Raw genomic sequence first — 25,513 nt, 5'->3', positions numbered from 1 at the left:
GCTCTGTGCGGCACAAAAAAGCCCGCAGCGATTGCGCGCCGCGGGCTTTTCAACTCAAGTGTCGCACTTAGTCCGTGACGGACACGTTTGACATCACATCCGGCGCACCCGTGATCGCACCCGAACGCGGATGGCCGCGTTTGATCGCGTCCACCACGTCCATGCCCGACGTCACCTCACCCACAACGGTGTAGTCCCCGTTGAGGAATGGACCCGGTGCAAACATGATGAAGAACTGGCTGTTGGCTGAATCAGGATCGCTGCTGCGCGCCATGCCGACGACACCGCGGTCAAAATTCACCTCCGAAAACTCGGCTGCCAGGTTCCCAAGGTCCGAGCCGCCCGTGCCCGCACGTCGCGCGTCATAGCCGTCGATCTGGCCGAACTGCACGTCGCCCGTCTGGGCCATGAACCCATCAATCACCCGGTGAAAGACGACGCCATCATAAGCCCCGTTTTCGGCCAGCGTCGTGATCCGCTCGACATGGCCGGGGGCCACGTCTTCAAACAGGTTGACCGAGATCACGCCATTGGCCTCGCCCGACACCGTGATGTCGATGCCCGAGGCATAGGCCGGGGCTGCGGCCAGAACTGCCAAAGCACAAAGCGTGTTACGCAGCATCGGCAGCCACCTTGACGCTGATCATGCGGTCGGGTTCGGCAGGTGGCTCGCCGCGCGTGATCGCATCCACATGTTCCATGCCGGACGTCACTTGCCCGTAAACGGTGTATTGCCCGTTCAGGAAGTCATTGTCGGAAAAGTTGATGAAAAACTGGCTGTTGGCGCTGTTGGGATTGGCCGACCGGGCCGCCCCGATGGACCCACGCGAATGCGGGATCTTCGAGAACTCGGCAGGGACATCCGGCTTGTCCGACCCGCCCGTGCCCGCCATGCGGATGTTGAACCCGTCTTCCATGTCGCCGTGCTGGACGTCACCGGTCTGGGCCATGAACCCGTCGATGACCCGGTGAAAGGCAACGTTGTCATATTCGCCTGCGCGCACCAGCTCTTTCATCCGCTCGACATGTTTGGGGGCCACATCCGGCATCAGCTCAATCGTGACGGTGCCACCCTTGAGTTCCATCAGGATCGTGTTTTCGGGGTCTTTGATCTCGGCCATATGCGCCTCTTTCGGTTTCATGTTGCTCGACTACCTATGCCGACCAGCGCCATGGGACAAGTCGTGCATTGACCGAAGCCCCATTTGAGGTGATGCAAGGGGTACATCACGCATAAACATAAAGGAGCACGGGCGATGGGCTGGAAAACGCTGGACGACATGGATCTGGGCGGCAAACGGGTTCTGACGCGGGTCGATATCAACGTGCCCATGGAGAACGGCCAGATCACGGATGCCACCCGAATTGAACGGATCGTGCCCACCGTGACCGACATCCGTGCCAAGGGCGGCAGCCCTGTCCTGCTGGCGCATTTTGGCCGCCCCAAGGGACAGTTTGTGCCCGAGATGTCACTGGAGCCACTGGTCCCCGCCCTTGAGGCCGCGTTTGGCTGCCCGGTGACCTTCGTGCAGCGCCCGTCACGGGACTGGATCGACACACAGGCCGGCGATGCGGTCATCCTGGTCGAAAACACCCGCTTTACCTCGATGGAAGAGGCAAACGATCCGCAGATGGCGCAATTCCTCGCGACACTCGGCGATACGTTCTGCAATGACGCCTTTTCCGCCGCACACCGGGCCCATGCCTCTACCACAGGGGTGGCGCACCTGCTGCCCTCTTGCGCGGGGCGTTTGATGGCGGCGGAGTTGCAGGCCCTTGAGGCGGCCCTATCCAACCCCAAACGCCCTGTGGGCGCGGTTGTGGGCGGGGCAAAGGTCTCGACCAAGTTGGATTTGCTTCAGAACCTTGTCAAAAAGATCGACGTACTGGTGATCGGTGGTGGCATGGCCAACACGTTTCTGGCCGCGCAGGGCGCGCAGATGGGGGCGTCCCTGCAAGAGGCGGACCTGCACGACACGGCGCGTGCGATCATGGACGCGGCAAAGGACGCGGGCTGCACCGTGATCCTGCCGAGCGACGGACGTGTGGCCCGGGAGTTCAAGGCCGGTGCCGTACATGAGGTGATCGCGCTGAATAGCGATACGGTGCTGGAGAGTGATCAGATGGTGCTGGATGCGGGCGACGCCTCCACCGCCGCCATCGCAGAGGCATTCGCGGACCTCAAAACTCTGATCTGGAACGGGCCCCTCGGTGCATTCGAGATCGCGCCCTTTGATACAGCCACCGTTGCGGCGGCCAAAGCGGCAGCGGCCCTCACCACATCGGGCAACCTGATCACAGTCGCGGGGGGCGGTGACACGGTTGCGGCCCTCAACCAGGCGGGGGTCCCGGATGAGTTCACCTATATCTCGACCGCAGGCGGCGCGTTTCTGGAATGGATGGAAGGCAAGGAACTGCCCGGTGTCGCGGCCCTGATGTCATAGCTGCCCCGCACGGCTTGGTATCGCCCAAGACACCCCCATATAGAGCCTCAGGCACCACAAGGGAGCACAGGACATGGCATGGACACTGATCACAGGCGCATCCGAAGGGCTGGGTGTCGAATTTGCGCGCATAGCAGCCAAGGACGGGCGCAACCTGATCCTTGCCGCACGCTCCAGGGACAAGCTTGACAAGGTCGCGGCTGATGCCCGCACCAACGGGGTCGAGGTCGTGGTGATCCCTGCCGATCTGTCGGACATGGCCGAGGTGGACCGGCTTTGGGCCGAGGCGACGGACGGGCGCGAGGTTGATGTACTCGTGAACAATGCGGGGCTTGGCTATAACGGGCCCTTCGATGCCGGTCAGGGCTGGGAGCGTGAGTTAAGCTCGATCAACGTCAATATGCTGGCCCTCACCCGGCTGATGAAACTTGCGATCCCGCATATGCAGGGCCTGCCCAAGGGGCGCGTGCTGAATGTGGCCTCGGTCGCCGGGTTCACGCCGGGGCCGAACATGGCCGTCTATCATGCCACCAAAGCTTATGTGCTGTCGCTCTCCGAAGCGGTCGCCGAAGAGTTGCGCGGCACCAACGTGACCGTCACCGCGCTCTGCCCCGGCGCGACGGCCACGAACTTTTTTGAGGAGGCGGATATGTCCGGGGTACGGCTGCTGAAGCTCGCCAAGCCCATGAAAGCCTCCGAAGTTGCGGAACTGGGATGGCTCGAGGCGCGCATCGGCAAGCGGATCGTGGTGCCCGGTGCCATGAACAAGCTGTTCGCGTTTTTGCCCCGCGTCTCGCCGCGCGGGCTGACCACGCGACTTGCCGCACAAATCATGGGAAAACATTAGGGCCTTGTAACAAAAGGGATTCACACGGCGAATCACCTGTGCCATAGTGTCCTTAGTCGCCCGTCAGAGGCGGCACGACAGGCAGACCAGCATGACCCGCACCGCACGTCCCGCATTGGGCACCTTCATATTTTTCGCCGTGGCCTTCGCCTTGGGCACCTATTTCACCTTTGCCGCCGTGCAGGGCGATTATGGGTTGTTCCGCCGGGCCGAGATCGACGCCGAGGCGCGCGCGCTGTCGGATCAGTTGATGCGGGTGCAGGCCGATGTGGCGCGGATGGAGAACCTGACCAAACGGCTGTCGGACGATTACCTTGATCTTGATCTGCTCGATGAACAGGCCCGCAGCATCCTTGGCATGTTGCGCAGCGACGAGATCGTGATCCGCTAACCCCCCGTTTTCAGTCGGAAACCTGCCCAAGTTGCCCTTGCGGCAGATTGACACTCGCGTGGCGGAACCGAATCCTGTAAAGAATAGTTTAACGCTAAACTATCCCGCTTTCGAGGAGGACGCCCCCTATGGCCGCACGCAAAGCCGCAAAAAAACCGAACGTGTCAGCGGAGGAGTTGAAGACCTATTATCGCGACATGCTTTTGATCCGCCGTTTTGAGGAAAAAGCGGGTCAGCTTTACGGGATGGGGCTTATCGGCGGTTTTTGTCACCTCTACATCGGACAAGAGGCGGTGGTTGTCGGCCTTGAGGCGGCCGCCAAGGAAGGCGACAAGCGCATCACGTCCTACCGCGATCACGGGCATATGCTGGCCTGCGGGATGGACCCCAAGGGCGTCATGGCCGAGCTGACAGGCCGCGAGGGCGGCTATTCCAAGGGCAAGGGCGGCTCGATGCACATGTTCTCCAAAGAGAAGCATTTTTATGGCGGCCACGGCATTGTTGCCGCTCAGGTGCCGCTTGGTGCGGGTCTCGCCTTTTCGGACATGTACAAGGGCAATGACAACGTCACCTTTACCTATTTCGGGGACGGCGCGGCGAACCAGGGCCAGGTCTATGAGGCCTACAACATGGCCGAGCTGTGGATGCTGCCCTGCATTTTCGTGATCGAAAACAACCAGTACGCCATGGGCACGTCGACCAAGCGTTCGACCAAATCGCCCAGCTATTGGGAACGCGGAGCCGCCTATGGCATTCCGGGCGAGGAAGTGGACGGCATGGACGTGCTGGCCGTCAAGGCGGCCGGTCAAAAGGCGGTCGAGCACTGCCGCGCGGGCAAGGGCCCCTATATTCTTGAGATCAAGACGTACCGCTATCGCGGCCACTCCATGTCTGACCCGGCCAAGTACCGCACCCGCGAAGAGGTCCAGAAGATGCGAGATGAGCGCGACCCGATCGAGGCCGTGCGCTCGATGCTGCTGACCGGCAAGCACGCCTCCGAAGAGGACCTCAAGGCCATCGACAAGGAGATCAAGGACATCGTGAACGCGAGCGCCGAGTTCGCCAAGGAAAGCCCCGAGCCCGCGCTTGATGAGCTTTGGACCGACATCTATGCCGACATGGCACCGCAGACCGCGTAAGGGGAGAGACGACAATGGCAACTGAAATTCTTATGCCCGCCCTGTCCCCCACCATGGAGGAAGGCACGCTGGCCAAATGGCTCGTCAAGGAAGGCGACACCGTCGCATCCGGCGACATCATGGCCGAAATCGAAACCGACAAGGCGACGATGGAGTTCGAAGCCGTCGATGAAGGGATCATCGGCAAGATCCTGATCGCGGAAGGCACCGAAGGGGTCGCAGTGAACACACCCATTGCGGTGCTGATCGAAGACGGCGAAAGCGCGGATGATATCGAAGCCTCCAGCGCCCCTGCCCCCGCCACACTGAATGACGCCGAGGGCAAGGCCGCAGCGCCCGACACCGCATCCACTCCCGACACGCGGCCCACGCAGCCCCAGGTCGACACCAGCCCCGACTGGCCCGAAGGCACTGCAATGAAACAGCAGACCGTGCGCGAGGCCCTGCGCGACGGCATGGCCGAAGAAATGCGCACCGACGACACCGTGTTCCTGATGGGCGAAGAGGTGGCCGAGTATCAGGGTGCCTACAAGATTTCCCAAGGGATGCTGGACGAATTTGGCCCCAAGCGCGTGATCGACACGCCCATCACCGAACACGGCTTTGCCGGGATCGGGGTCGGTGCGGCCTTTGGCGGTCTGCGTCCCATTGTCGAGTTTATGACCTTCAACTTCGCCATGCAGGCGATTGACCATATCATCAACTCTGCGGCCAAGACGCTGTATATGTCGGGTGGTCAGATGGGTGCGCCCATGGTGTTCCGTGGCCCCAACGGTGCCGCTGCCCGCGTCGGCGCGCAGCACAGTCAGGATTACGCCGCGTGGTACATGCAGATCCCCGGCCTCAAGGTTGCGATGCCCTATGCGGCCTCCGACTATAAGGGGTTGATGAAGACGGCCATTCGCGACCCCAACCCGGTCATCTTTCTCGAAAACGAGATCCTCTATGGGCGCACCTTCGATGTGCCTGATCTGGATGACTACACGGTGCCGTTCGGCAAGGCGCGCATCTGGCGCGAGGGCGATGATGTGACCATCGTTTCCTTCGGGATCGGGATGCAATACGCCCTCGAGGCGGCCGATAAACTGGCCGAGGACGGGATCAACGCCGAGGTCATCGACCTGCGCACCCTGCGCCCGATGGACACCGGCGCAATCCTGAAATCCGTGATGAAAACCAACCGCTGCGTGACGGTAGAAGAAGGCTGGCCGCAAGGCTCCGTCGGCAACTACATCAGTTCGGTCATCATGCAGGAAGCGTTCGACTATCTGGATGCCCCTGTTATCAACTGCACGGGCAAGGATGTGCCCATGCCCTACGCCGCCAACCTTGAAAAGCACGCGCTGCTGACCACCCAAGAGGTCATCGACGCTGTCAAACAAGTCACCTACCGCTGAGGAGCCGCTGACATGCCGACAGAAATTCTCATGCCCGCGCTGTCTCCGACAATGGAGGAAGGCACGCTTGCGAAATGGCTGGTGAAAGAGGGGGATACGGTTGCGTCCGGTGACCTCTTGGCCGAGATCGAAACCGACAAGGCCACGATGGAGTTCGAGGCCGTCGACGAAGGGGTTGTGGGCAAGATCCTCGTGGCCGAAGGATCCGAAGGGGTCAAGGTGAACACGCCCATCGCTGTGCTGCTCGAAGATGGTGAAAGCGCCGATGACATCGGCGCGCCCTCTGCTCCGGCAGCCGTGCCCGAGCCAAAGGCCGAAGCGGCACCCGCAGCCGACGCCCCGGCATCAGTCCCCGCCCCTTCCGCGCCTAAGGCGAGCGATGGCAGACGGGTGTTTGCATCGCCCTTGGCCCGCCGGATCGCGTCACAAAAAGGTCTGGACCTCAGCGCAATCAAAGGCTCCGGCCCGCATGGCCGCATCATCAAGGCGGATGTTGAAAACGCCCAAAGCGCACCGGCAGAGAAGTCCACATCTGCGCCCGCGGCGGCGGTCGCTGCGGCTGGTCCCTCCCCGGACACCATCGCCAAGATGTACGAGGGGCGCGACTACGAAGAGGTCAAGCTTGACGGGATGCGCAAGACCATCGCCGCCCGCCTCACGGAGGCCAAGCAGACTGTCCCGCATTTCTATCTGCGCCGCGACATCAAGCTTGATGCACTGCTGGAATTCCGGGGCACCCTGAACGCCCAGTTGGCGGATCGCGGCGTGAAGCTGTCGGTCAATGACTTCATCATCAAGGCCTGCGCACTGGCGCTTCAGACTGTGCCGGATGCAAATGCAGTCTGGGCCGGGGACAAGGTGCTCAAGCTTACCCCATCGGACGTGGCCGTGGCCGTCGCCATCGAAGGGGGCCTGTTCACGCCCGTGCTTCAGGACGCGCACCACAAGTCCCTGTCGGCCCTGTCCGCCGAGATGAAAGACCTCGCCAGCCGTGCCCGCGACCGCAAACTCGCGCCGCACGAATATCAGGGCGGCAGCTTCGCCATCTCGAACCTTGGCATGTTCGGGATCGACAACTTTGACGCCGTGATCAACCCACCCCATGGCGCGATCCTCGCAGTGGGTGCCGGTGTGAAGAAACCCATCGTGGGCAAGGACGGGGAATTGACGGCAGCAACGGTCATGTCCGTCACGCTGTCGGTCGATCACCGCGTGATCGACGGGGCACTTGGGGCGCAATTGCTGAATGCAATTGTCGAAAACCTCGAAAATCCGTTGGCCATGCTGGCCTGAACCGTGCATCAAAACGCAAGAAAGGCCGGAGCTGATGCTCCGGCCTTTCTCGTTTTTCACTTCATTTGTCGTCGGGCTTATTGATCCTTGCCCAACATGTGATTCATGGACACCGAGGGCTGATCACAACCAGCCTCACCCACGATACGCGCCGGAATACCGGCCACGGTTTTGCAGGGCGGCACCTCTTCGAGCACCACGGAACCAGCCGCGATCCGACTGCAATCGCCGATCCGGATATTGCCGAGGATCTTGGCCCCCGCACCGATCAACACACCGTCCCCGATCTTGGGGTGGCGATCTTCTTCTTCCTTGCCGGTCCCGCCAAGCGTCACCGAATGCAGCATCGACACGTTATTGCCGACCACAGCTGTCTCACCGATGACGATGGAATGGGCGTGATCGATCATGATACCTTTGCCGATCTTGGCGGCCGGGTGAATGTCGACGCCAAAAATCTCGGACACACGCATCTGGAAGAAATAGGCCAGATCGTGATGGCCCTCGCTCCACAGAAAATGGCCCACGCGATAAGCCTGCATGGCCTGATACCCTTTGAAGTACAGGATCGGTTGCACAAGTCGGTGGCAGGCGGGGTCACGTTCATAAACCGCCACCAGATCCGCACGGGCCGCCGCAACCAAGGCAGGTGATTTCTGATATGCCTCTTCGACGATTTCACGCACCACAACCATCGACATCTCATTGGATGCCAACTTGGCCGCAATCCGGTAGGAAAGCGCCTTTTCAACGGATTTGTGGTGCAGGATACAGGCATGAACAAAACCGCCGATCAACGGCTCGTCCGACACCGCCTGACGCGCCTCCTCGGTGATTTGATCCCATATCGGGTCAATCGCTGCGATATTCGTTCTCAGATCAGCCATAACATGTCCTCTCGGGGCGGTTCTTACCCTAAATAAGGCCCATTCGCCAAACGCAAACCTGTGATCGGCATGATCGCGGTTCGCGATGGGTTCTCAACAAGTAATACCGAGACCCCAAAGAGGTGTTCATGCGACCAGATCAATTGACTGAAATGGACCTGGACCATATCGCGCCGAATTCTGCGCCACAACGATTTGATAGGCCCCGCTCAGACCATCCGACAATTGCATGGCCGCAGTATAGGTCCAGTCAGACGTGTTGACGATCTCTTCCCGAAGCGCCTGCGCGCCTTGCATGACGCGCACGGTGTAGGCTTCCCCCTCCTCGGCCAAAGGCACATCCGGCAACTCCCAATCATCGCCATCAAGCCGGGTGCGGCGTATCCACTGCACCGCAAGATCAGGACCATCCGCAAGCGCGCGCAGATGCGCCGGGCGATAGGGGCGCAACCCGTTTCCATCAAACGCGTGTACACTCTCCTCGTAGGACGGATCATCATAGGGCCTGCGGGCCGGGCCGATGCGGAAGGTCTGAGACACCCGACGCAAGTTCCGCTTGAGACTGATCTGCGACGGCAAACCATTCATCACAACCACCCATGACCCCGTCGGCCAAACATCAGCTGTCGTCGCATCCGACCCCAGTTGACCGCGCAAACGATGGCTCAGCAGGTATTGACCCGGCGCGATCAGCTCAGCGTCGCGAAACTGCATCAGCTCCCAGTTGTTCGGTGATCCATCCCCAACCGCAATCAGGTTTGCACCATTCAGCAACGCGGCATCCGACACCGAAGACAGAGTGCCATTCAGCAACGTAACCTCAAGCGCATTACCACGATCAATCACGCCCGGCTTTGCAGCGACGAGCGGCGTTTGCGTAAAGCCAACAGTTGCACGGGCAGCAACAACCGAATTCAGGGCAAACCCAGAATCCGTTGGGGATTGATAGATTGCAACGCTTCCCGGCCACGGAGTCCCGGTCACCGCGACATGGGGGGCGTGTTCAATTTCATCCCCTGTCATCAACGGCAAATCGAGAAACACAGACGTCAGCGGCACCGGCGGGATGAATTCCTTTACAGCTGCCAATTCGTCCGACAGATCAGATGGCTGATAAACCTCGCGCTCGATGCGGACCGCTTCGATCAATTGCATCGCACCCTGTTCGACCCGGTCCACACGGTACTTGCCCGGCCCTTCGGCCTGATCGGCAGCGACCTCGATGATATCCCCCACGCCTACACCAATCAATGAAGGCGGCAACGCAAGTCGCACCGACTCGCGTGAGATGCGGGATTCGGCCAGCCATCTTTCGGTGATCTGCCGACCCTCCGCGCGCGTCAGGGCCATTGGCAATTCGCTCGTTGACACGGAATGGGTCGCATCATCCGGCAACACAGCCTCCTCCGACAGAATGTCAAAGTTCCCGTCCGTTTGCACAAACCGCAACCGCACGCGGCCCGCCAATTCGGCGTTGGACTCGCGCGACTGCTCAAGCCGGCCCTCAAGATCGGAATGGATCGCCAATTGCTCCGGGGCCAAGGCGACCTCGTCTTCACCCGTCCGCGAAATGAACTTCAGCACACCATCCCGCTCAACCGCGTCAAAGGCATTTTGCAGCATCAAAGGCTGCAAGGCACTGCGCGCATCCGATACGTCGTCGATCACGTATCCACGCACATAACCGTAAAGGCGGGTGGTGTCATAATCGGACAGCCCCGCCCGATCACAGATCTCGCCAACGACAGAGGCCAGGCTGCGCGACGATGTGCGCCCATTGATCCAGTGACCCCGCGTATAGTTGCTCCCATCCGACCATTGGTCCAAAGCGTTGGGAAAGAACGGATAAGGCCGCGTATCCCACGCCCAAACGAACGCGCGTGACATGTTGACCATCGGCGCGTCATAGATTTCCGAGATCGGATTGTTGGCCACATCCCCCCAATAGCTGTGCATGGCGCGCAGATACTGCTTTTGGATCAGATCGTCGCGCGCACCGCTCGAATATTTGGGCAAGCTGCTCTCGGACGATTTCTGATCCAGAAACTTATTGGGCTGGTTCGTGCCCTTATCAATCGCGGCGCATCCCATTTCGGTGAACCAGACCGGCTTGGACCCAGGGACCCAATCGGTTGGTACATCCGCCCGCACACCGCCAACACGATTGTGGTGCGCGTTGGACCACCAATTGCGAATATCCTTAAAGCGCCAGATCCACGGCTCATCGTACGCATCATCTGCGATCGGTGTGCGGATTTGCGCGGCACTGGCCTCCTCTGAATGATAGAACCAGTCATACCCTTCACCACCCGCCACATTCGCGCGCAGATAGTCGAGGTTGTAGATATTATCCCACTCCGCATCCACATGCTCGACGCCATCACGCCAATCCGACAGCGGCATGTAATTGTCGATCCCGACGAAATCGATGTTCTCATCCGCCCAAAGGGGATCAAGATGGAAATACCGATCTCCGGTCCCGTCCTGCGGTTGAAAGCCGAAATATTCAGTCCAGTCAGCGGCATAGCTGATCTTGGTGTCAGGCCCCAACAACGCACGGGCCTGGGCTGCAAGCTGGCGCAGTCTTTCAACAGCCACGAACATATTGCCAGCACCCCGGATCTGGGTCAGGCCGCGCATTTCGGAACCGATACAGAATGAATCCACACCGCCCGCAGCCCTACACAAGGCCGCGTAGTGCAGGATAAAGCGCGACAGCGACCACTCATTGGCGGGTCCGGTGTACTGAACACTCGATCCGACGCTGAAATCCGATGCGGTCACGGTGCCAAAAAAGGCATCCACCTCGGCGTCGGCAATCGCCGTGCCATCGGGCGAACCGGCAACTCCAGGGGCTTTGGACAGCGTGATCCGGCCACGCCATGGCAGATGCGGCTGACCCGTGGCATCGCTGTAGGGGTCGGGCAGTGTATTACCTTCCATCTGGTCCATCAGAATGAAGGGGTAGAACATCACCGCCTGACCGGCGGCGCGCATGCCACGGATGGCTTCGATCACCGCACCATCTGCAGGCGTACCCCCATAGACCGGGCGACCCTCCAACAGCGCAATCCGCTCCGCAGCGGAGCGGTTGATACCGCCAGCGCGCCACGAAAACTTCTCGCCCTCAATATCCTTGCGCTCGACCTTGGGTTTGACGGTGCAGGACCCGCACCGCAAGTCGCTGCCAAACCAGGACACGATCAGGGATGCGGCCTCACAATTGGGCAACTCGTCCCGCAACGCATCCAAAGACACCGAAAAATCTGACCGACCCGCAGGCGTGTTCACATTAGCGCGACAGCACGCACAGCGCGGGTGATCTCTTCGTCGGCACCATCTTGGTCAACCTGTTCAGGCCGGATCACCTCAAAGGAAAATTGAGGAACCCGGTTGCCGTAAGCCTGAAGGGCAAGGTTCTCGATGACGACATAAGCCGTACCACGATACGCAGGGACCAGACCCTGCCCTTCGGTCGCTTCGATCAGCGGGTCGGGCAATTGATCAGCCGTGCCGGTGTAGACGCGCATGTTAAGATCATAGGGCGAGATTTCTTCACCATCTGCCCAGACGCGACCAATGCGGGTGATCTCACCTTCACACACAGCAAGGGCCAAACTGACCGAATAGTGATATTCGCGGGTGATCGGCGTCGCTGGTGTGCTCGGTGCAGGTGTACCACCCCCGCCGCCCCCTTTACCGCCACCGCCAGTATCACCACCACCTCCACCACCGCCGCCCCCGGTGACGGTCACAGTCTCAAGAAAATCCGATGCCCAAATGACATGCCCGCCCATGCGCATACGCCCATAAAGCTGGGCAATCGCTGCCCCCTCACCCGAATTGGTCAAGCGCAGCCGGTCGACCTTGCCGGTTTCGACAATCTGCGCACCCTGACCGCTGACGCGCTGGTCAGTCCCACTCTGACGTTGATCGATGACGCGGCCCAGTGTGGCACCGACCGCACGACCAATGGCAACCGAAGATAAACCAAGGACAGAGCCGCCAACAGAACCGCCAATCGCGGCCCCCGCGGCCGAAAGAACAACAGTAGCCATCAGCAGATCTCCTCAAATGGAAACTCAAAGCGGGCCACGATCCGGCGGGCCCAAGGCACACTCATCGGGCTTTCCACAACGCCGTGGCCGCTATAGGCATGAATGAACCGGGCATCCGACCCCGTGGCGGACTGAATGCCGAGATGTTTGGCAACCGCATCCGCACGCATGCGAAACAACACCACATCGCCCACAGCCGGAACATCCAAGGGCTTGGCGCGCAAATGACGCAAGGCGGCCGCCCAAAGGCGCTCTTCCCCCTGCGGCTCGGACCAGTCCATCGAATAGGCGGGCGGGCGTTCAGGCTCCGCACCAAAGACACCGCGCCACACGCCGCGCACCAGGCCCAGACAATCACACCCCGCCCCCTTGGCAGCCATCTGGTGGACATAGGGCGTTCCAACCCATGTGCGGGCCTCCGCAATGATCCGATCAGCACACACCGTCATCGCAGGCTCCCCCCACTGTTGGTCCCGCCGCTTGTGGGATAGGCCATGACCCAGTCATCACTTGGCAAATCGGGAAAGCCTTGAAAGTTCAGCAGGTTGTTGAACTTCAAACGACAGGTATCAAACCGCTTGTCGCACCCGGCCGTGAGGCGCATGGCAGACCCATCCGCGATCAGACCACGAATGGGCTCCCACAGCTCGACCTGACGTACACCATCGACAAACGTGTCGCGCTTGATCATGCCCCACAGGCCGGCAGCAGCACCATCCAGCACATCAAGACGGCCGCGCGTGAACCAGTTGGGTTCAAACCCATTCAGGGCATCCCACTCGAACACGCGCCCATCCCGCACGCGATCAACAGGGCCTTCAAATCGGTATCCCGGCGCAGACACATCAAAACCGCAGGCGCGATCGCCCAGAACAGCCGTACAGGGCTTTTGATAGATACGGCCCAAGGGGCGGTTCAACGCCTCGGTCAGACCACGTAATTCCGCATGAAACGCACCGCCAGAGCGGCGGATCTCGCCGATGGTGCCGCGAAACTGCAACCAGCGCACATCAGGATCAACCCAGTTGACCAACCACGCACGTACCTCCGCACTGTCAAAACGGCCCGCCTCGATGTCGTCCTCGCGGATCGCAGCATCCGAGAGCGCACCCAGGGCCTCGGTGTTGTCAACACTCAGGCCGGTGCTCTGGGCCAGAGCCGAGGCCGTCAGCCCGGTGTCGGCACGGAAGGTGATCCCGTCAAATTCCAGATTGCCATCATGGTCAGTGAACCCATAATCCGTGCCATCGACACGGGTGATCGCCCATGCACGGCACAAGGTCGTCAATCCAAGGGCTGCATGGTCTAGAAACTCTTTGCTTTGCCCGGCCATCAGACACGCACCTCAACCACAGGCACATTGGGCACGCTCCCCGCCTGAAAACTGGCAACGGAGGTCTGGATCTGATCCGTGTCAAAGCGGACAGGCACGTCAAACTCGAACCCGGCGGTCACGTCCACGTCCCGTTCGGGGGCATGCGCGAAGGTGATCAGGCCCGCATCGATATCCAGCGTATAATCCACACCTTCCTGCATTTCATCCGCTGCCACACCCACGCGCACGGTGCCAAGCACAGGCTTGGTGATCGGGCGGGCATAGCTGTGGGGACCGGACTGATAGGTCTTGATCAGCGAGAACGACAATGTCTCCCCATCCCCCACCGCGATGACCTGATCATCAAAGACCGGGGCGGCACTGGACACGCCGGATTTGTAATCCGACCAGTCTTTCCAGCGAAACCCGTACATCTGGCCGCGCCGGGCCTCGAAAAAGGCGATCAGCGTCTCAATGTCGTCAAGCGAGCGCATGCCAAGCCCCGCATCATAGCGGCGACGCGAATGTGCCCAGGGGGTGTTGCGCTCCTCAAAGCCATTGGCGAGCGTGACCACTTCGGTGCGCCGCTCAGGGCCGCCAACGGACCCAAAGCTCAGCGATGCCGGAAATCGAACCTCGTGAAATTGCATGTTGTTAGCTCCCCTAACGTCTTAACGATTGCGATTGGCACGCCCGAGGGCGCGATTCATTTGTGCTGCAATCTGGTTTTGCGAACGGGCAAAACCCTGCACGTCCGGCGTTGTGATGTTCATAACAACCGTGGGGGAAGCGGTGCCGCCGCCACCGCGCACGCCCAGCTTGCCATCCGGGCCACGGGCCAATGGCATGATCGCCTCCGGCCCCGCCTCGCCCATCACGCCCATGCCACCGCGCATCCCGAACGGGGTGGCCGAGCTGACGATGCCACCCGCCGCAAAGGGCATCACGCGGCCCTGACTGAACGGGGCACCATCCGCAAAGGGCAAAAGGCCACCCACAAGGCTGTTCACGCCCGAAGACAGCAAACCACCGACGTGATTAGTGACCGGCTTGATCGAGGCATTGTAGGTCGCATTGATCATCGAATTGCCAACGGTCTCGAGCGCGCTCGACAGGCTCAACCCATCAAACACCAAACCATCAAAAGCCTTGCGCAGCCCGCGCGACATGCCCTTTTCCAGGGTCGCCACGTCCTTGCCCGTCGCGGCCAGACTCTCCCGCATCCGGCGCAATTCGCTGTCAAAGCCGGTCACCATGGTCGAGGTCGCATCGAGGGTCTGGCGCAAGCCGTCTGTCTGGTCCTCCAGCTCCTCGATCTCGTCTCTGTAATCACTCATTTCAGACCCCCTTCCGGTGTCGTGTCGGTGCTGTCAGGCCAGGCGGCCATCAGCGCGTCCAAGCCATCGCTCAGCAGCGGCGCAGAGGCCGCAGGATCGCCCAGCATCACCTGCAATTCGGCAGGGGTCAGCGCCCAGAACGCATCCGGTGTGAGGCGCAAACCCTGCATTCCGGCCCGCATCAAAGCGGGCCAGTCGAGGCCGGCCCTCACGGCTCAGGCACCACAAAGGTGCGGGCGATCAATTCCGCCGCCGCGCGGGCCGCAGTCATCGGCCCACCTTCGATCTCAGCATGATCAAGGGCTTGGGCTGCGTCCTTAAACCCCGCTCCGGTCAATCCGGCCTTGAGCAGGGCAAGCACATCAGCGCTCGAAAAGCGGCTCTGCTCAAAGCGTTCCACCAGCGCAATCATGGACGGCTCAGCCAGTGCCACCTCAAGACCCGCAAGGGCCCCAAGGGTCAGGCGCATCACGCACCGCTCACCATTGACCACCAGCACAACCTCTCCCCTCCAAGGATTGACCATGCTCAGATCGCAGTGAACGCAAGCGCGCCCGCCGAAGCCATGGTGACCTCATAGGTGGCCTCGCCATTATGGCTGCCGCTATATTCAAGGGCGGACACCTGAAACGGGCCTTCCACGATGCCGAAATCAGGGATGATGACCTGAAAATTCGGGGTCTCCCCATCGAAAAAGATCTGGCGGGCCCGCTCATCCGTGCCTTCATCCTTGAACACACCCGAGCCCGAGATATTGGCCGACCGCACACCCGCACCCGACAGCAACTCGCGCCACCCGCCCTGGCTCTCAAGGCTGGTCACATCCACCGTCTCGGCGTTAAAGCTGACGCGCGTGGCCCGCAGACCCGCAATCGTCTCAAACTGTCCATCCGAGGTCATGTCGACCTTGATCAACAGGTCTTTCCCGTTCTGAGCACCCATAGGTATTCTCCGTTCAATAGTAAGGATTTAGGTTTCTTCGGTCCGCGCCCGGAACGTCAGATCGATCCGGCGACGCGCGCCATTATCGATCTTGAGGGCGCGGGCACGATCAAAGCGCAACGACACGAGGCGGCCCCGTGTCAGGGGCAGATCCACCTCGTGCAACGCATCACAAACGGCTCCTGCGGCAACCTTGGCCGCGTAGAAACCGGGCACGTCGGTGACAACGGACACGATGAAACGATTGGTCGCCCCGCGCCCGGTCTTATCGTCCTGCTCAAAGACCGTCTCGGGGCCAAGGCTGACATAGATCGACGGCAACATCCCACTGGGCAGCGCGTCATAGACGGCAGTACCAACCGAGGCGACAACCGCCGGATCAGCGCTCAGCGCGGCAAAAACAGCCGACTGAAGGGCAGCAGACATGGCATAGCTCATACAACCACCTGCTCATCCGCCGTACACACCAGATAGCGGCCCTCAGGGTCGCGCTCGGCCACGGAACGGATGTGAAACAGCCGGTTGCCATCACGAAACCGCTGGTTCGGCACCGGACGTTCAGGATGACCCACGGGCGCAGCCCGCACGATGATCGAAAACGGCACACGCGACACCGCAGCACCACCGCGAAACGTTTCGCGGCCAGTCCGGGCCGCCAGATCGGCCCACACCACGCCAAGCGCGGTCCAGACCTCGGCAAATCCCCCGGCCCCGTCCGGGGCATGGGCAGGAGCCTCAAGGGTCAGGCGCCAGTTCAGGCGCGGCACGCTCACCGCGCACCTCCCAGGCGAAACACCTTGTAACGCTCGATCAGGCTGGTCACACCAAAGGGCATGCAGCCCTCGCTCAGCGTGGTCTCGTGGCGGAATTCGTAATAGTGGGCGGCCAGCAACATGACCGCCTGCACCAGATCAACAGGCGCACCACTCAACACCGGGGCAAACCCCGCGCGAAAAGTGACATCCACGTGGCCGGCCACCGGAATCTGGGGCAAGGCCGCACCCACCGCACGCACGCGCGAACGATGGGCGTCGCGTTCAAGCCAGAACACCGCGCCATCGACGGGGGTTTCAACGCCAGCACGATCCACAAGGCTCAAGCCCGTCACGACCTGCACCGGTGCTACCGGCAAAGCTTGCGCGTCACCCGACTGCCAGTCATTCACCGACAGCTTGAAATCGCGCTCAATCAGCACCTTGTTCGTGCGCGCCTCGATTGCGGCCACCGCCGCCCGCAGAAAGCCCGTCAAAACAGCGTCTTGCACACTGTCATTGCCAAACCCGCTGCCCAGACGCAGATGCGCCTTGAATTCCTCAACCGGCAGCGCCGCATCGGGCACCGTGGTTTCTTCGATCAACATCATGGAACATCTCCACACGACTTATGGCCCCTCACCCCTTGGTCCGGGCGCGCGCCAGTCCGCATTGCTCGGACGGAGGGGAGCAGCTAGACAACACGGCGCACTTCCAGCACGCACCCGGCACCGGGGAGCAACCGCAAGGCCCCTCCCCGATGATCCGCTTCAGGCCATTAGACCGTGGCGAATTTCAGCAACTTGATGGCAGCAAAGTCGCTCACATCGCCGCCCACACGTTTGGTGGCATAGAACAGGACATGGGGCTTGGCGCTGAAGGGATCGCGCAGCACGCGCAGATCGGGGCGCTCGGCCACAGTGTAACCAGCGGCAAAGTCACCAAAGGCGATGGCATCCGCACCTGTTGTGGCATCCGGCATATCCTCGGTAATGAGGACAGGGTAGCCCATCAGAACCGCAGGCTGACCCGCCGCCAGACCGTCCGTCCACAGGAAACGACCGTCATTGTCCTTCAGCTTGCGCACCAAACCAGCCGTCTTTGAGTTCATCACAAAGGTCGCGTTGGCGCGATATTCAGCCCCAAGCGCGTAAACCACATCGATGATCGCTTCGGCCGTCACATCGCCATCGGTGCCCGTGGGCACATAACCAAGGTTGCCCCAGGTCCAGATGTCATTGTCGACGGACGTGTGGGCCAAAAAGCCCTTGGGCTTGTCGATACCGTCACCCGCCACAAAGGACGCAGCCTCAGCACGCGAGAACTTGTCGGCGATGCGACCGGCAAGCCAGCCTTCGATGTCAAATGCGGCATCATCCAGCAACCGCTGCGATGCCTTGGGCAGCGCCGACAACTCGTGCAGTGGAATGGTGATGCGGTCGATCTGGGGGGTATCTGTCTCGGTCAGGTTGGCAGTCTCCGTGGCCCAGCCCGTCCCGATATCACCATGATCGACCAGCACGTCATAAGACGTCGCCTCGACATTCACCACAGACGCGATCGAGCGGATGGAGGCAGTCGCATTCAGCGCCGACTTCACCGTGTCCGAGGTCTGCGGATCGACAAGATAGCCACCATCCGAATTGACAGCCGTGGACAGCGACTTGCCCTCCAACTCAAGGCCACGCAGGCCATCATCATCGCCCGCACGCAGATAGGCATTGAACGCCTTCTGATGAGGCGCGCCCAGGTCGACGGCACCAGCCAAAGGGGTACGCACCGCAGTCATATTTTCCCGATCCAGCATGGTCAGTCGCTCTTCCGTTTGTTGAAGTTTGGTTTGAATGTCGGCTTTGAAGCCTTTGATTTCCGTTACGAAACCTGTCATGGCCTCCGCAACATCCTGGACGGGGGACAAACCTTCCCCGGCCCGAGCCTTGATCTCGGTCTTGCTCATCAGCATGTCCTTGATTTGTGGTCGTTAACGGCCCCGCGCCTCAGCGCTGCGCCAGACTTTCGCGGGCAAGCCACAGGGCCTCCGCCATATCGCGCAGCATGGCATCGTGATCCAGGACCAGTTCATCGGTCTTGGCTGCCACGCGCGCACTGGGCAGCATTGGAAAGGTCACAAGCGACACCTCCCAAAGCTCCAGTTCGGTCAAGAGCCGCTGGCCCTTGGTGTTCTTTGCCGATTTGACGGTGCGATAGCCGATGGACAGCCCGTCTATGGCACCCGCCGCGATCAACTCGAGCGCCTCACGGCCCTTGGCGACCTCAGGCAACAAACGGCCCTTGACCCAAAGACCGCGGGTATCCTCGCGGACCTCGTCCCACACGCCAATGGGCAAGGTCGGGTCATGCTGCCACAGCATCTTGACGCGGCGACCCTCCGCCTTGATCGCACCAAGCGAGGCGGCATAAGCCCCCGCACTGACAATATCGCCACCCTGATCGCAGGCACCAAACAGACTGGCATAGCCCTCAATCACGTGATCGTCCTGCACTTTGATCCCCTCACCAAAGCGCGCGAATTTTGTTTCAAGACCGGTCTCTGCCTGCATCTCTATTCTCCTCGGAATTAGTGTGGAATGGCCGCCATGATGGATTGAAGCCCCGTGCTCAGAACGGCCGCAACCACCCCGTAAACGGTGAGCCAAAGACGCCTCTCCAGCCGCTCCATCAGCTCTTCAATGCGGTCCAGACGCTTGCATAGATTATCCAGATGCACCGCGCTCAACCGCTCATGCGCCTCAAGGCGCAACCCGGGTGCACAGGCAAATCGCTCGAATGTGGTCTCATCCATCCACACCCTCCTCCGCCAGCGCGGGCAAGCCCAGCATCCGGCGCTTTTCTGCAGCACTCAGAAAATCCGCACTCGATACGCGGGCCCATTGGGCGTCGCGCTCGGCGGACAAGGCCGACACCTGATCAAGATCGGGGGTCAGGATGACATCCTCGCCCGTATGAGCCCCCAACCACTCCGCAAGTGTTGCGGCGACACGGGTCGCCAAGGGCAACACGGTCAATCGGTAAAATGCGCGGTTGGCCTCCTGATAATTGGCGTAAGTCGCATCACCTTGTATGCCCAGCAGCATGGGCGGCACCCCAAAGGCCAGGGCAATCTCGCGCGCGGCGGCTTCCTTGGTCTTCTGAAACTCCATGTCCGACGGGGAAAAGCCCATCGGCTTCCAATCCAGCCCACCTTCCAGCAACATCGGTCGACCCGCATTGCGCGCACCCGAATGGTTGGTCTCGATTTCCGACACCAACCGATCATATTGGTCCGTCGACAGCTGCGACTGCCCCTCCTGACCGCGATAGACAATGGCACCTGACGGGCGCGCCGCATTGTCCAGCAACGACTTCGACCAACGCGAGGCGGCAGTATGGACATCCAGCGCCATCGCTGCGGCCTGCATCGGGGAAAACCCGTAATGATCATCCTGCGGGTGAAAGGACTTGATATGACAAATCGGACTCAAGGGGCCCGAGGCGTCAAAGCGGTGGGTCTTGCCCCCCACCGAATAGTCATAGGCAACCGGCCAGCCATCCGACCCCGGCACCACCGACATCCGGTCCGAGCGCAACACATGCAGTTCCAGCGGTGCACCACTCTCGCCCGCAACAGCCTCCACATAGGCATTGCCCGACAGCAAAAGCTGGGCAAACAGCGCCTCCAGCAACTCCGCACGGCCCTGCCCCGGATTGGGGCGCTTGATGAGGGCCAGCAAGGGATGGGCTTCAAACCGCTGCTCCGCATCCTGCAACACCAAAGGCAACGCAGCAGCAGCTTCGGCAATCAGCTTGACCGAGCGAAAGCCCACCGGATTGCCGGAAAAGCCCGACCGGGTCAGCGACACCGCATCGCGCGGGCTCCAGGCGACACGGCCCCCCGTCTGCCACGCCACAACCTTGCCCGTGGCACTTGCCTTCTGCTCTGGTACATCCGCCACAGCGCGGTTCCGAAAGAAATCAAACACCATGTTTCAGGTCTCCTTCACGTGTTCCGATCCGGGCACTCGCCCGCCGTTCAACTCAATTTCAGGCAACAAAAAAGGGCGCGCGCTGTCCCCAACGCCGCCCTCGCTTCATCTTGCCAAATAAACTCCCCCCGGAGGGTCGCTCACAACCCGCGCACCCCCGGACGACGGTATTCCCGCGCCGGCTCGATCATCAACTCATGCAGCGCCCAGACCAACGCATCCACCCGGTCCGGCGAGCCTGTGCCGACAAAACCACGCCTGGTCATCGCCACCATCTGATCCTCAAGGGCGGACAGGTCCGGGGCATGGGTGACACGGCCCTGCTCATATAATGCGGCCACAGGCTCGGCGCGGGCGATCTTGCCGCGCGTGGCATGGACCGCGCGATACGGGACCAACGGATCGATCTGGCGGACCACCTCACCCACCATCTGCCCGCCCTGATTGACCTCAGCCACCAGCCGGTCGGCCTGCCAGCGGTCCACCGCCGCCACCGCCGCGCGGGCCCATTCCGACGGGCGAGCCCCCTGCACGGATACATCGGCGATCACGTGGGCGGTCCAGTCCTGCGGCGGACCCTGCATATGGGCGCCCACCACAACAATACCGCACTCATCTGCCGAGGACCCGCTGGTCACCGCCGGGTCAAGGCCCACAACAATCCGATCAAAACCAGTCACCTCCTTGCGATGGCAGGCTTCCAGCATCTCGGTGGTCCAGAGCGCACCTTCCGCATCGCTCAACAACACGCCATCCAGCTCCTGACGGCCCAACCGCGTACCGTGATAGCGTGCGCGGACCTCCTCCAGAAAGGACGCCGCCAGATTGGCCGCATTGGCCTCGGTGGCGGCATGGGTCGTGACGGTCGACGGCATCTCCAGTAAATCCTTCAGCACACCCACATTGCGCGGCGTGGTGGTCACACAAACCCGCGGATCCTGCCCCAAACGCAATGCAAACTGCAACATATCCCAGGTCGCGCGTGCCTTTTTCCACTTGGCCAGCTCATCAACCCAGGCCGCATCAAATTGCGGCCCCCGCAGACCCTCGGGGTCAAAGGCGGTGTGCACCGTGGCAACAGCCCCGTTGGGCCACTCAAGACGCTTGCGACCCGCAACCCATACAGGGCGACGGTCAGGGGGCGAGCAGGCCAGAATACCGCTTTCGCCAAAAATCATCACTTCGCGGACCTGATCGATGGTCTCGCCGACCAACGCCACGCGGCGGGCCTTGCCGGGGTCAAACGGGGCCGCACCCTCGACCATCGAACGGACCCACTCGGCCCCGGCGCGGGTCTTGCCCGCACCCCGCCCGCCCATGATGACCCATGTGCGCCAATCGCCTTCAGGGGGCAATTGATGTTCCATCGCCCAGAACTCGAACAGAAAAGGGAGGGCGCCCAGGGCGCCCTCGTCCAACTCATTCAGAAACTGCTCCCGCACCGCAACAGGGGCGGATGCGAGCAAGCGCGCAGCGTATGTCAGCGCGGGCTTTGTCGAGATCAAGGGCATAGCCCCCTTGTGCGATCCGGCTTTGCTTTTGTCGGATATCAGCAAGCGATACCTCCAGCTTCTGGCAATTGATCATGACAGAATTCATGTCCGATATCTTGGACTTGATCTCTGCGACTTTGACGTCCTCCCCCTGTGCGACCCTTTCTCTGAGGGCTTCGAATTCGTGCCGCAAACCGCGTACCGAATCCTGCACCGAAGAGAACAACTCCTCGATACGAGCTTCTTCAAGCTCCGGGGTGATTAGTGTCATGTGTGCATAACCTCTCATGCGTTGGAGTGTGTCCCCGCACGAGCAAAATGAAAAAGCGACCCCGGATTGCTCCGACGGTCGCTGACCCACTTTTCCTAGCTTGTCACAAGTTATACGTGCAACCGTTCGCTGAGTCAAGCATCTTGATAGATCGCACCACCTGCTAAGCGTACGGTATACTTAACAAAATCCTACTTTTCTGGTTAAATAACGGTTAACGCGCAGGCTAAACCCATGATGTCACTGCACAACCCTAACGTGCGTGCGCGCCGCTGACCGTAGGGTGGGCAATCCTGCCCACCTCACGCCTCACCCATCATCGCTCTGGTTTGCACGCTCCGCCTCGATCTCACGCCAGCGCGCCACATTGCGGTTGTGCTCGTCCAGCGTCTCGGCAAACGCATGACCGCCCGTGCCATCCGCGACAAAGAACACATAGGTCGTATCCGCAGGCTGCCCCGCCGCCATCAGGCTGGCACGGCCCGGGTTTGCAATCGGGGTCGGCGGCAACCCTTCGATGACATAGGTGTTCCAAGGCGTCGCCTCACGCAGTTCGGACCGGCGCAAACCACGGCCCAACACGCCCTGCCCCTTGGTCACACCATAAATGACCGTCGGATCGGTTTGCAGGCGCATCCCCCGGTTCAAACGATTGATAAAGACGCTGGCCACCGTCTCGCGTTCTTCGGCAACCCCGGTTTCCTTCTCGATAATCGAGGCGAGGGTCAACAAATCCTCAGGGGTCTCCAGCGGCAGATCAGGATCGCGCGAGGTCCAGGCTTCGGACACAATCGCCTCCTGACGCTCCGCCATCTGCGCGAGTAACTCAGCGCGCACATCACCGGGGCGCACCTCATAGCTGTCAGGGGCCAACGCACCCTCGGGCGGGATCTCTGCGACGTCACCCTCCAGCACCTCCATGTTGCGCAAGGCGTCAACGACCTGCCAGCTCGTCACCCCCTCAGCCAACGCCACACGATAGCGGGTGTCCTGCTCGGCGCGCTTTTCGGTGTAAAGCTCCGGGGTCTCTTCGACGCCGGGCTGGAAAGCGACCCGCTCTACAAACCGATTGTCGGCGGGATCCAACTCGCGGACCTGCGCGCTCAGCCGGTTCACACCGATGCGGTACACGATTTCGGTGCCACAGGTGCTTGCGCCCCCACGGGTAACGACATCAACGATCTGCTCCATCGAGGCACCCGGCTCCACCAGATAGCTGCCCGCCTTCAACTGATCGGTCTTGCCCTGATAATCCGCGCCCACCCGAAAGATCGACGCGCTGCTCACAGCGCCTTGGCTCTCAAGGTTGCGGCTCACCCGGCGAAAGCTCGTGCCGCGCTCGACCTGCAAACAGATCGCGTCCGCCAGCGGCCCCGGCCCCTCATACTGTCCACGGCCCCACAAAATGACGCCCCCCGCCAGAAACAGGCCAACAATCAGAAACGTCAGAGCATTAGAGGCAACACCGCGCCACATCAGCCGACCTTCCCAAAGATCACACTGGCATTGGTGCCGCCAAAGCCGAAACTGTTGGACAAGGCCACATCAACCTTCCGCTCCCGTTTGGCATTGGGGGCCAGATCAACAGGCGTCTCCACGGCGGGATTGTCCAGGTTGATGGTCGGCGGACAGACCTGATCGCGGATCGCGAGGATCGAGAAGATCGCCTCAATCGCGCCCGCAGCCCCCAGCAGATGCCCGGTCGCGGATTTGGTCGAGGACATGGTGACACTGCCCGCATGTGCACCCAGCATCCGCTCCACCGCACCCAGCTCGATCGTGTCGGCCATGGTCGAAGTGCCATGCGCGTTGATATAGTCGATGTCCTTGGGCTCAAGCCCGGCATTGCGCAACGCCGCACGCATGGAGCGCTCACCGCCCTCACCGTCCTCGGACGGTGCCGTGATGTGATAGGCGTCACCCGACAGACCATACCCTAGCACCTCGGCATAGATCTTGGCACCACGCGCGACCGCATGTTCGTATTCTTCCAGCACGACGATGCCCGCGCCCTCACCCATAACGAACCCATCCCGGTCCGCATCATAAGGGCGGCTCGCGGCCTTGGGATCATCCGCACGTTTGGTCGACAGCGCCTTGCAGGCGTTAAAGCCCGCGATGCCGATCTTGCAGATCGCAGCCTCCGCGCCGCCGGCCACCATCACATCTGCATCGCCCAGCATAATCAGACGAGCCGCATCGCCAATCGCGTGGGCCCCGGTCGAGCAGGCCGTCACAACCGAATGGTTCGGACCCTTGAACTGATATTTGATGCTGACCTGACCCGAGATCAGGTTGATCAGCGCACCCGGCACAAAGAACGGGCTGACGCGACGCGGGCCCTTCTCTTCCATCATCACGGCCGTGTTGGCGATGGAGTTCAATCCCCCGATGCCCGAGCCGATCAGAACGCCCGTGCGCTCGCGATCTTCCTTGCCTTCAGGCATCCAACCGGAATCCTCAACCGCCTGCTGTGCTGCGGCCAGGCCGAACATGATAAAGGTATCGACCTTGCGCTGTTCCTTGGGGGCCATGTAGGTGTCGGCATTGAAGGTCCCATCCGAGCCGTCACCCAAAGGCACTTCGCAGGCATAGGTGGTGGCAAGGCCTTCGGTGTCAAAGCCCGTGATCGGACCAGCCCCCGACTGACCATCAAGGATGCGCGACCAGCTCTCTTCGACCCCATCAGCCAACGGCGTCACAAGACCCAATCCCGTCACAACGACTCTACGCATCATTCCTGCCCCTTCACATTCTCGTTGGCGGGTCATACCGCGCCCGCCACCCGCTGTTCAAGCCCCGCGGTAGGATAGGCGGGGTTGGGCATAGAAGGGTGAGGAGGAGTGTGGCCGAGATAACCGCATAGCAGCGATGGTTGCGTTTGAGCCCACTCTGGGAATTCGATTTTCTCGCTGCGTACGCAAGCAGTGGACAAATCTCTACACCGTCCTCACTTGGCGTTCT

The 25,513-nt window shown here is 61.1% G+C and carries 27 protein-coding genes and 1 pseudogene; 6 read left to right on the top strand and 22 right to left on the bottom strand.

The features are described 5' to 3' along the window. Window positions 1-67: 67 nt before the first annotated feature. On the bottom strand, window positions 68-622 hold the full coding sequence (locus Q0859_RS08410) for a peptidylprolyl isomerase (RefSeq protein ID WP_299149710.1): 555 nt from the start codon (window positions 620-622) through the stop codon (window positions 68-70). Beyond that, window positions 612-1,121: a peptidylprolyl isomerase gene (locus Q0859_RS08405; protein ID WP_299150203.1), complete on the bottom strand. Its 510-nt coding sequence runs from the start codon at window positions 1,119-1,121 to the stop codon at window positions 612-614. The genes Q0859_RS08410 and Q0859_RS08405 overlap by 11 nt, the downstream gene beginning before the upstream one ends. 135 nt (window positions 1,122-1,256) lie before the next feature. Between Q0859_RS08405 and Q0859_RS08400 the strand changes: the two genes are divergently transcribed. From Q0859_RS08400 to Q0859_RS08375, 6 genes are all read left to right on the top strand, one after another. Next, window positions 1,257-2,444 (top strand): phosphoglycerate kinase, encoded by a 1,188-nt coding sequence (locus Q0859_RS08400; RefSeq protein ID WP_299149709.1) that lies wholly within the window; start codon window positions 1,257-1,259, stop codon window positions 2,442-2,444. Between the two features lie 73 nt (window positions 2,445-2,517). Continuing rightward, a complete protein-coding gene (locus Q0859_RS08395) occupies window positions 2,518-3,291 on the top strand; it encodes an SDR family oxidoreductase (protein WP_299149707.1) in 774 nt (257 codons plus the stop codon). Between the two features lie 91 nt (window positions 3,292-3,382). Continuing rightward, entirely contained in the window at window positions 3,383-3,682 is a 300-nt protein-coding gene (locus Q0859_RS08390) for a septum formation initiator family protein (protein WP_299149705.1), read from the top strand. Between the two features lie 128 nt (window positions 3,683-3,810). Further along, on the top strand, window positions 3,811-4,821 hold the full coding sequence (gene pdhA / locus Q0859_RS08385; RefSeq protein ID WP_299149703.1) for a pyruvate dehydrogenase (acetyl-transferring) E1 component subunit alpha: 1,011 nt from the start codon (window positions 3,811-3,813) through the stop codon (window positions 4,819-4,821). A 14-nt stretch (window positions 4,822-4,835) separates the two neighbouring features. Continuing rightward, window positions 4,836-6,218 carry a pyruvate dehydrogenase complex E1 component subunit beta gene (locus Q0859_RS08380; protein ID WP_299149700.1) on the top strand — a complete coding sequence of 461 codons (1,383 nt, stop codon included), beginning with the start codon at window positions 4,836-4,838 and terminating at the stop codon, window positions 6,216-6,218. 12 nt (window positions 6,219-6,230) lie between these two features. Then, entirely contained in the window at window positions 6,231-7,511 is a 1,281-nt protein-coding gene (locus tag Q0859_RS08375; RefSeq protein WP_299149698.1) for a pyruvate dehydrogenase complex dihydrolipoamide acetyltransferase, read from the top strand. A gap of 77 nt (window positions 7,512-7,588) precedes the next feature. Here Q0859_RS08375 and cysE read toward each other — a convergent pair whose 3' ends face one another. The 20 genes and pseudogenes from cysE to fabF form a co-directional block, all read right to left on the bottom strand. Further along, window positions 7,589-8,398 carry a serine O-acetyltransferase gene (cysE, locus tag Q0859_RS08370; RefSeq protein ID WP_299149697.1) on the bottom strand — a complete coding sequence of 270 codons (810 nt, stop codon included), beginning with the start codon at window positions 8,396-8,398 and terminating at the stop codon, window positions 7,589-7,591. 126 nt (window positions 8,399-8,524) lie between these two features. Then, window positions 8,525-12,456 (bottom strand): annotated as a pseudogene (locus Q0859_RS08365) (glycoside hydrolase/phage tail family protein). Beyond that, the gene (locus Q0859_RS08360) at window positions 12,456-12,905 is read right to left on the bottom strand and encodes an NlpC/P60 family protein (protein ID WP_299149696.1); all 450 of its coding nucleotides are present in this window, start codon (window positions 12,903-12,905) and stop codon (window positions 12,456-12,458) included. Before Q0859_RS08360 ends, Q0859_RS08365 begins: the two are co-directional and overlap by 1 nt. Further along, window positions 12,902-13,789 carry a DUF2163 domain-containing protein gene (locus Q0859_RS08355; RefSeq protein ID WP_299149694.1) on the bottom strand — a complete coding sequence of 296 codons (888 nt, stop codon included), beginning with the start codon at window positions 13,787-13,789 and terminating at the stop codon, window positions 12,902-12,904. The genes Q0859_RS08360 and Q0859_RS08355 overlap by 4 nt, the downstream gene beginning before the upstream one ends. After that, entirely contained in the window at window positions 13,789-14,421 is a 633-nt protein-coding gene (locus Q0859_RS08350) for a DUF2460 domain-containing protein (protein ID WP_299149691.1), read from the bottom strand. The genes Q0859_RS08355 and Q0859_RS08350 overlap by 1 nt, the downstream gene beginning before the upstream one ends. 21 nt (window positions 14,422-14,442) lie before the next feature. Beyond that, a complete protein-coding gene (locus Q0859_RS08345; protein ID WP_299149689.1) occupies window positions 14,443-15,108 on the bottom strand; it encodes a phage tail tape measure protein in 666 nt (221 codons plus the stop codon). Then, window positions 15,105-15,320, bottom strand: coding sequence for a rcc01693 family protein (locus Q0859_RS08340; RefSeq protein ID WP_299149687.1), 216 nt, complete (start codon window positions 15,318-15,320; stop codon window positions 15,105-15,107). The genes Q0859_RS08345 and Q0859_RS08340 overlap by 4 nt, the downstream gene beginning before the upstream one ends. Continuing rightward, entirely contained in the window at window positions 15,317-15,634 is a 318-nt protein-coding gene (locus tag Q0859_RS08335; protein ID WP_299149685.1) for a gene transfer agent family protein, read from the bottom strand. The genes Q0859_RS08340 and Q0859_RS08335 overlap by 4 nt, the downstream gene beginning before the upstream one ends. A gap of 2 nt (window positions 15,635-15,636) precedes the next feature. Next, on the bottom strand, window positions 15,637-16,050 hold the full coding sequence (locus tag Q0859_RS08330) for a phage major tail protein, TP901-1 family (RefSeq protein WP_299149684.1): 414 nt from the start codon (window positions 16,048-16,050) through the stop codon (window positions 15,637-15,639). A gap of 27 nt (window positions 16,051-16,077) precedes the next feature. Continuing rightward, complete coding sequence (locus Q0859_RS08325) at window positions 16,078-16,476, bottom strand: DUF3168 domain-containing protein (RefSeq protein ID WP_366523191.1); 399 nt, start codon at window positions 16,474-16,476, stop codon at window positions 16,078-16,080. An 8-nt stretch (window positions 16,477-16,484) separates the two neighbouring features. Further along, window positions 16,485-16,823: a head-tail adaptor protein gene (locus Q0859_RS08320; protein ID WP_299149681.1), complete on the bottom strand. Its 339-nt coding sequence runs from the start codon at window positions 16,821-16,823 to the stop codon at window positions 16,485-16,487. Then, window positions 16,820-17,413: a hypothetical protein gene (locus tag Q0859_RS08315; protein WP_299149679.1), complete on the bottom strand. Its 594-nt coding sequence runs from the start codon at window positions 17,411-17,413 to the stop codon at window positions 16,820-16,822. The genes Q0859_RS08320 and Q0859_RS08315 overlap by 4 nt, the downstream gene beginning before the upstream one ends. Before the next feature lie 167 nt (window positions 17,414-17,580). Continuing rightward, complete coding sequence (locus tag Q0859_RS08310; protein ID WP_299149677.1) at window positions 17,581-18,759, bottom strand: phage major capsid protein; 1,179 nt, start codon at window positions 18,757-18,759, stop codon at window positions 17,581-17,583. Between the two features lie 40 nt (window positions 18,760-18,799). After that, window positions 18,800-19,363 carry an HK97 family phage prohead protease gene (locus tag Q0859_RS08305; RefSeq protein WP_299149675.1) on the bottom strand — a complete coding sequence of 188 codons (564 nt, stop codon included), beginning with the start codon at window positions 19,361-19,363 and terminating at the stop codon, window positions 18,800-18,802. Between the two features lie 17 nt (window positions 19,364-19,380). Continuing rightward, window positions 19,381-19,605: a hypothetical protein gene (locus Q0859_RS08300; protein ID WP_299149672.1), complete on the bottom strand. Its 225-nt coding sequence runs from the start codon at window positions 19,603-19,605 to the stop codon at window positions 19,381-19,383. Further along, window positions 19,598-20,785 (bottom strand): phage portal protein, encoded by a 1,188-nt coding sequence (locus Q0859_RS08295; protein WP_299149669.1) that lies wholly within the window; start codon window positions 20,783-20,785, stop codon window positions 19,598-19,600. The genes Q0859_RS08300 and Q0859_RS08295 overlap by 8 nt, the downstream gene beginning before the upstream one ends. A gap of 140 nt (window positions 20,786-20,925) precedes the next feature. Beyond that, a complete protein-coding gene (locus Q0859_RS08290) occupies window positions 20,926-22,152 on the bottom strand; it encodes a terminase family protein (protein ID WP_299150201.1) in 1,227 nt (408 codons plus the stop codon). 52 nt (window positions 22,153-22,204) lie between these two features. Further along, entirely contained in the window at window positions 22,205-22,549 is a 345-nt protein-coding gene (locus Q0859_RS08285; RefSeq protein WP_299149667.1) for a hypothetical protein, read from the bottom strand. Window positions 22,550-22,858: 309 nt separating this feature from the next. Then, window positions 22,859-24,025 (bottom strand): endolytic transglycosylase MltG, encoded by a 1,167-nt coding sequence (gene mltG / locus Q0859_RS08280; RefSeq protein WP_299149665.1) that lies wholly within the window; start codon window positions 24,023-24,025, stop codon window positions 22,859-22,861. Next, window positions 24,025-25,284 carry a beta-ketoacyl-ACP synthase II gene (gene fabF, locus Q0859_RS08275; RefSeq protein ID WP_299150199.1) on the bottom strand — a complete coding sequence of 420 codons (1,260 nt, stop codon included), beginning with the start codon at window positions 25,282-25,284 and terminating at the stop codon, window positions 24,025-24,027. The genes mltG and fabF overlap by 1 nt, the downstream gene beginning before the upstream one ends. Window positions 25,285-25,513 lie beyond the last annotated feature (229 nt).

Source organism: uncultured Tateyamaria sp. (assembly GCF_947497045.1).
Taxonomy (GTDB): Bacteria; Pseudomonadota; Alphaproteobacteria; order Rhodobacterales; family Rhodobacteraceae; genus Tateyamaria.
This window is presented reverse-complemented; position numbering and strand designations above follow the sequence as displayed.

What these genes read in the sequence shown, in the direction of transcription:
- Q0859_RS08410 (WP_299149710.1), bottom strand. Translation starts at nt 622, where the DNA reads ATGCTGCGTAACACGCTTTGTGCTTTGGCAGTTCTGGCCGCAGCCCCG.
- Q0859_RS08405 (WP_299150203.1), bottom strand. Translation starts at nt 1,121, where the DNA reads ATGGCCGAGATCAAAGACCCCGAAAACACGATCCTGATGGAACTCAAG.
- Q0859_RS08400 (WP_299149709.1), top strand. Translation starts at nt 1,257, where the DNA reads ATGGGCTGGAAAACGCTGGACGACATGGATCTGGGCGGCAAACGGGTT.
- Q0859_RS08395 (WP_299149707.1), top strand. Translation starts at nt 2,518, where the DNA reads ATGGCATGGACACTGATCACAGGCGCATCCGAAGGGCTGGGTGTCGAA.
- Q0859_RS08390 (WP_299149705.1), top strand. Translation starts at nt 3,383, where the DNA reads ATGACCCGCACCGCACGTCCCGCATTGGGCACCTTCATATTTTTCGCC.
- pdhA (WP_299149703.1), top strand. Translation starts at nt 3,811, where the DNA reads ATGGCCGCACGCAAAGCCGCAAAAAAACCGAACGTGTCAGCGGAGGAG.
- Q0859_RS08380 (WP_299149700.1), top strand. Translation starts at nt 4,836, where the DNA reads ATGGCAACTGAAATTCTTATGCCCGCCCTGTCCCCCACCATGGAGGAA.
- Q0859_RS08375 (WP_299149698.1), top strand. Translation starts at nt 6,231, where the DNA reads ATGCCGACAGAAATTCTCATGCCCGCGCTGTCTCCGACAATGGAGGAA.
- cysE (WP_299149697.1), bottom strand. Translation starts at nt 8,398, where the DNA reads ATGGCTGATCTGAGAACGAATATCGCAGCGATTGACCCGATATGGGAT.
- Q0859_RS08360 (WP_299149696.1), bottom strand. Translation starts at nt 12,905, where the DNA reads ATGACGGTGTGTGCTGATCGGATCATTGCGGAGGCCCGCACATGGGTT.
- Q0859_RS08355 (WP_299149694.1), bottom strand. Translation starts at nt 13,789, where the DNA reads ATGGCCGGGCAAAGCAAAGAGTTTCTAGACCATGCAGCCCTTGGATTG.
- Q0859_RS08350 (WP_299149691.1), bottom strand. Translation starts at nt 14,421, where the DNA reads ATGCAATTTCACGAGGTTCGATTTCCGGCATCGCTGAGCTTTGGGTCC.
- Q0859_RS08345 (WP_299149689.1), bottom strand. Translation starts at nt 15,108, where the DNA reads ATGAGTGATTACAGAGACGAGATCGAGGAGCTGGAGGACCAGACAGAC.
- Q0859_RS08335 (WP_299149685.1), bottom strand. Translation starts at nt 15,634, where the DNA reads ATGGTCAATCCTTGGAGGGGAGAGGTTGTGCTGGTGGTCAATGGTGAG.
- Q0859_RS08330 (WP_299149684.1), bottom strand. Translation starts at nt 16,050, where the DNA reads ATGGGTGCTCAGAACGGGAAAGACCTGTTGATCAAGGTCGACATGACC.
- Q0859_RS08325 (WP_366523191.1), bottom strand. Translation starts at nt 16,476, where the DNA reads ATGTCTGCTGCCCTTCAGTCGGCTGTTTTTGCCGCGCTGAGCGCTGAT.
- Q0859_RS08315 (WP_299149679.1), bottom strand. Translation starts at nt 17,413, where the DNA reads ATGATGTTGATCGAAGAAACCACGGTGCCCGATGCGGCGCTGCCGGTT.
- Q0859_RS08310 (WP_299149677.1), bottom strand. Translation starts at nt 18,759, where the DNA reads ATGAGCAAGACCGAGATCAAGGCTCGGGCCGGGGAAGGTTTGTCCCCC.
- Q0859_RS08305 (WP_299149675.1), bottom strand. Translation starts at nt 19,363, where the DNA reads ATGCAGGCAGAGACCGGTCTTGAAACAAAATTCGCGCGCTTTGGTGAG.
- Q0859_RS08300 (WP_299149672.1), bottom strand. Translation starts at nt 19,605, where the DNA reads ATGGATGAGACCACATTCGAGCGATTTGCCTGTGCACCCGGGTTGCGC.
- Q0859_RS08295 (WP_299149669.1), bottom strand. Translation starts at nt 20,785, where the DNA reads ATGGTGTTTGATTTCTTTCGGAACCGCGCTGTGGCGGATGTACCAGAG.
- Q0859_RS08290 (WP_299150201.1), bottom strand. Translation starts at nt 22,152, where the DNA reads ATGGAACATCAATTGCCCCCTGAAGGCGATTGGCGCACATGGGTCATC.
- Q0859_RS08285 (WP_299149667.1), bottom strand. Translation starts at nt 22,549, where the DNA reads ATGACACTAATCACCCCGGAGCTTGAAGAAGCTCGTATCGAGGAGTTG.
- mltG (WP_299149665.1), bottom strand. Translation starts at nt 24,025, where the DNA reads ATGTGGCGCGGTGTTGCCTCTAATGCTCTGACGTTTCTGATTGTTGGC.
- fabF (WP_299150199.1), bottom strand. Translation starts at nt 25,284, where the DNA reads ATGCGTAGAGTCGTTGTGACGGGATTGGGTCTTGTGACGCCGTTGGCT.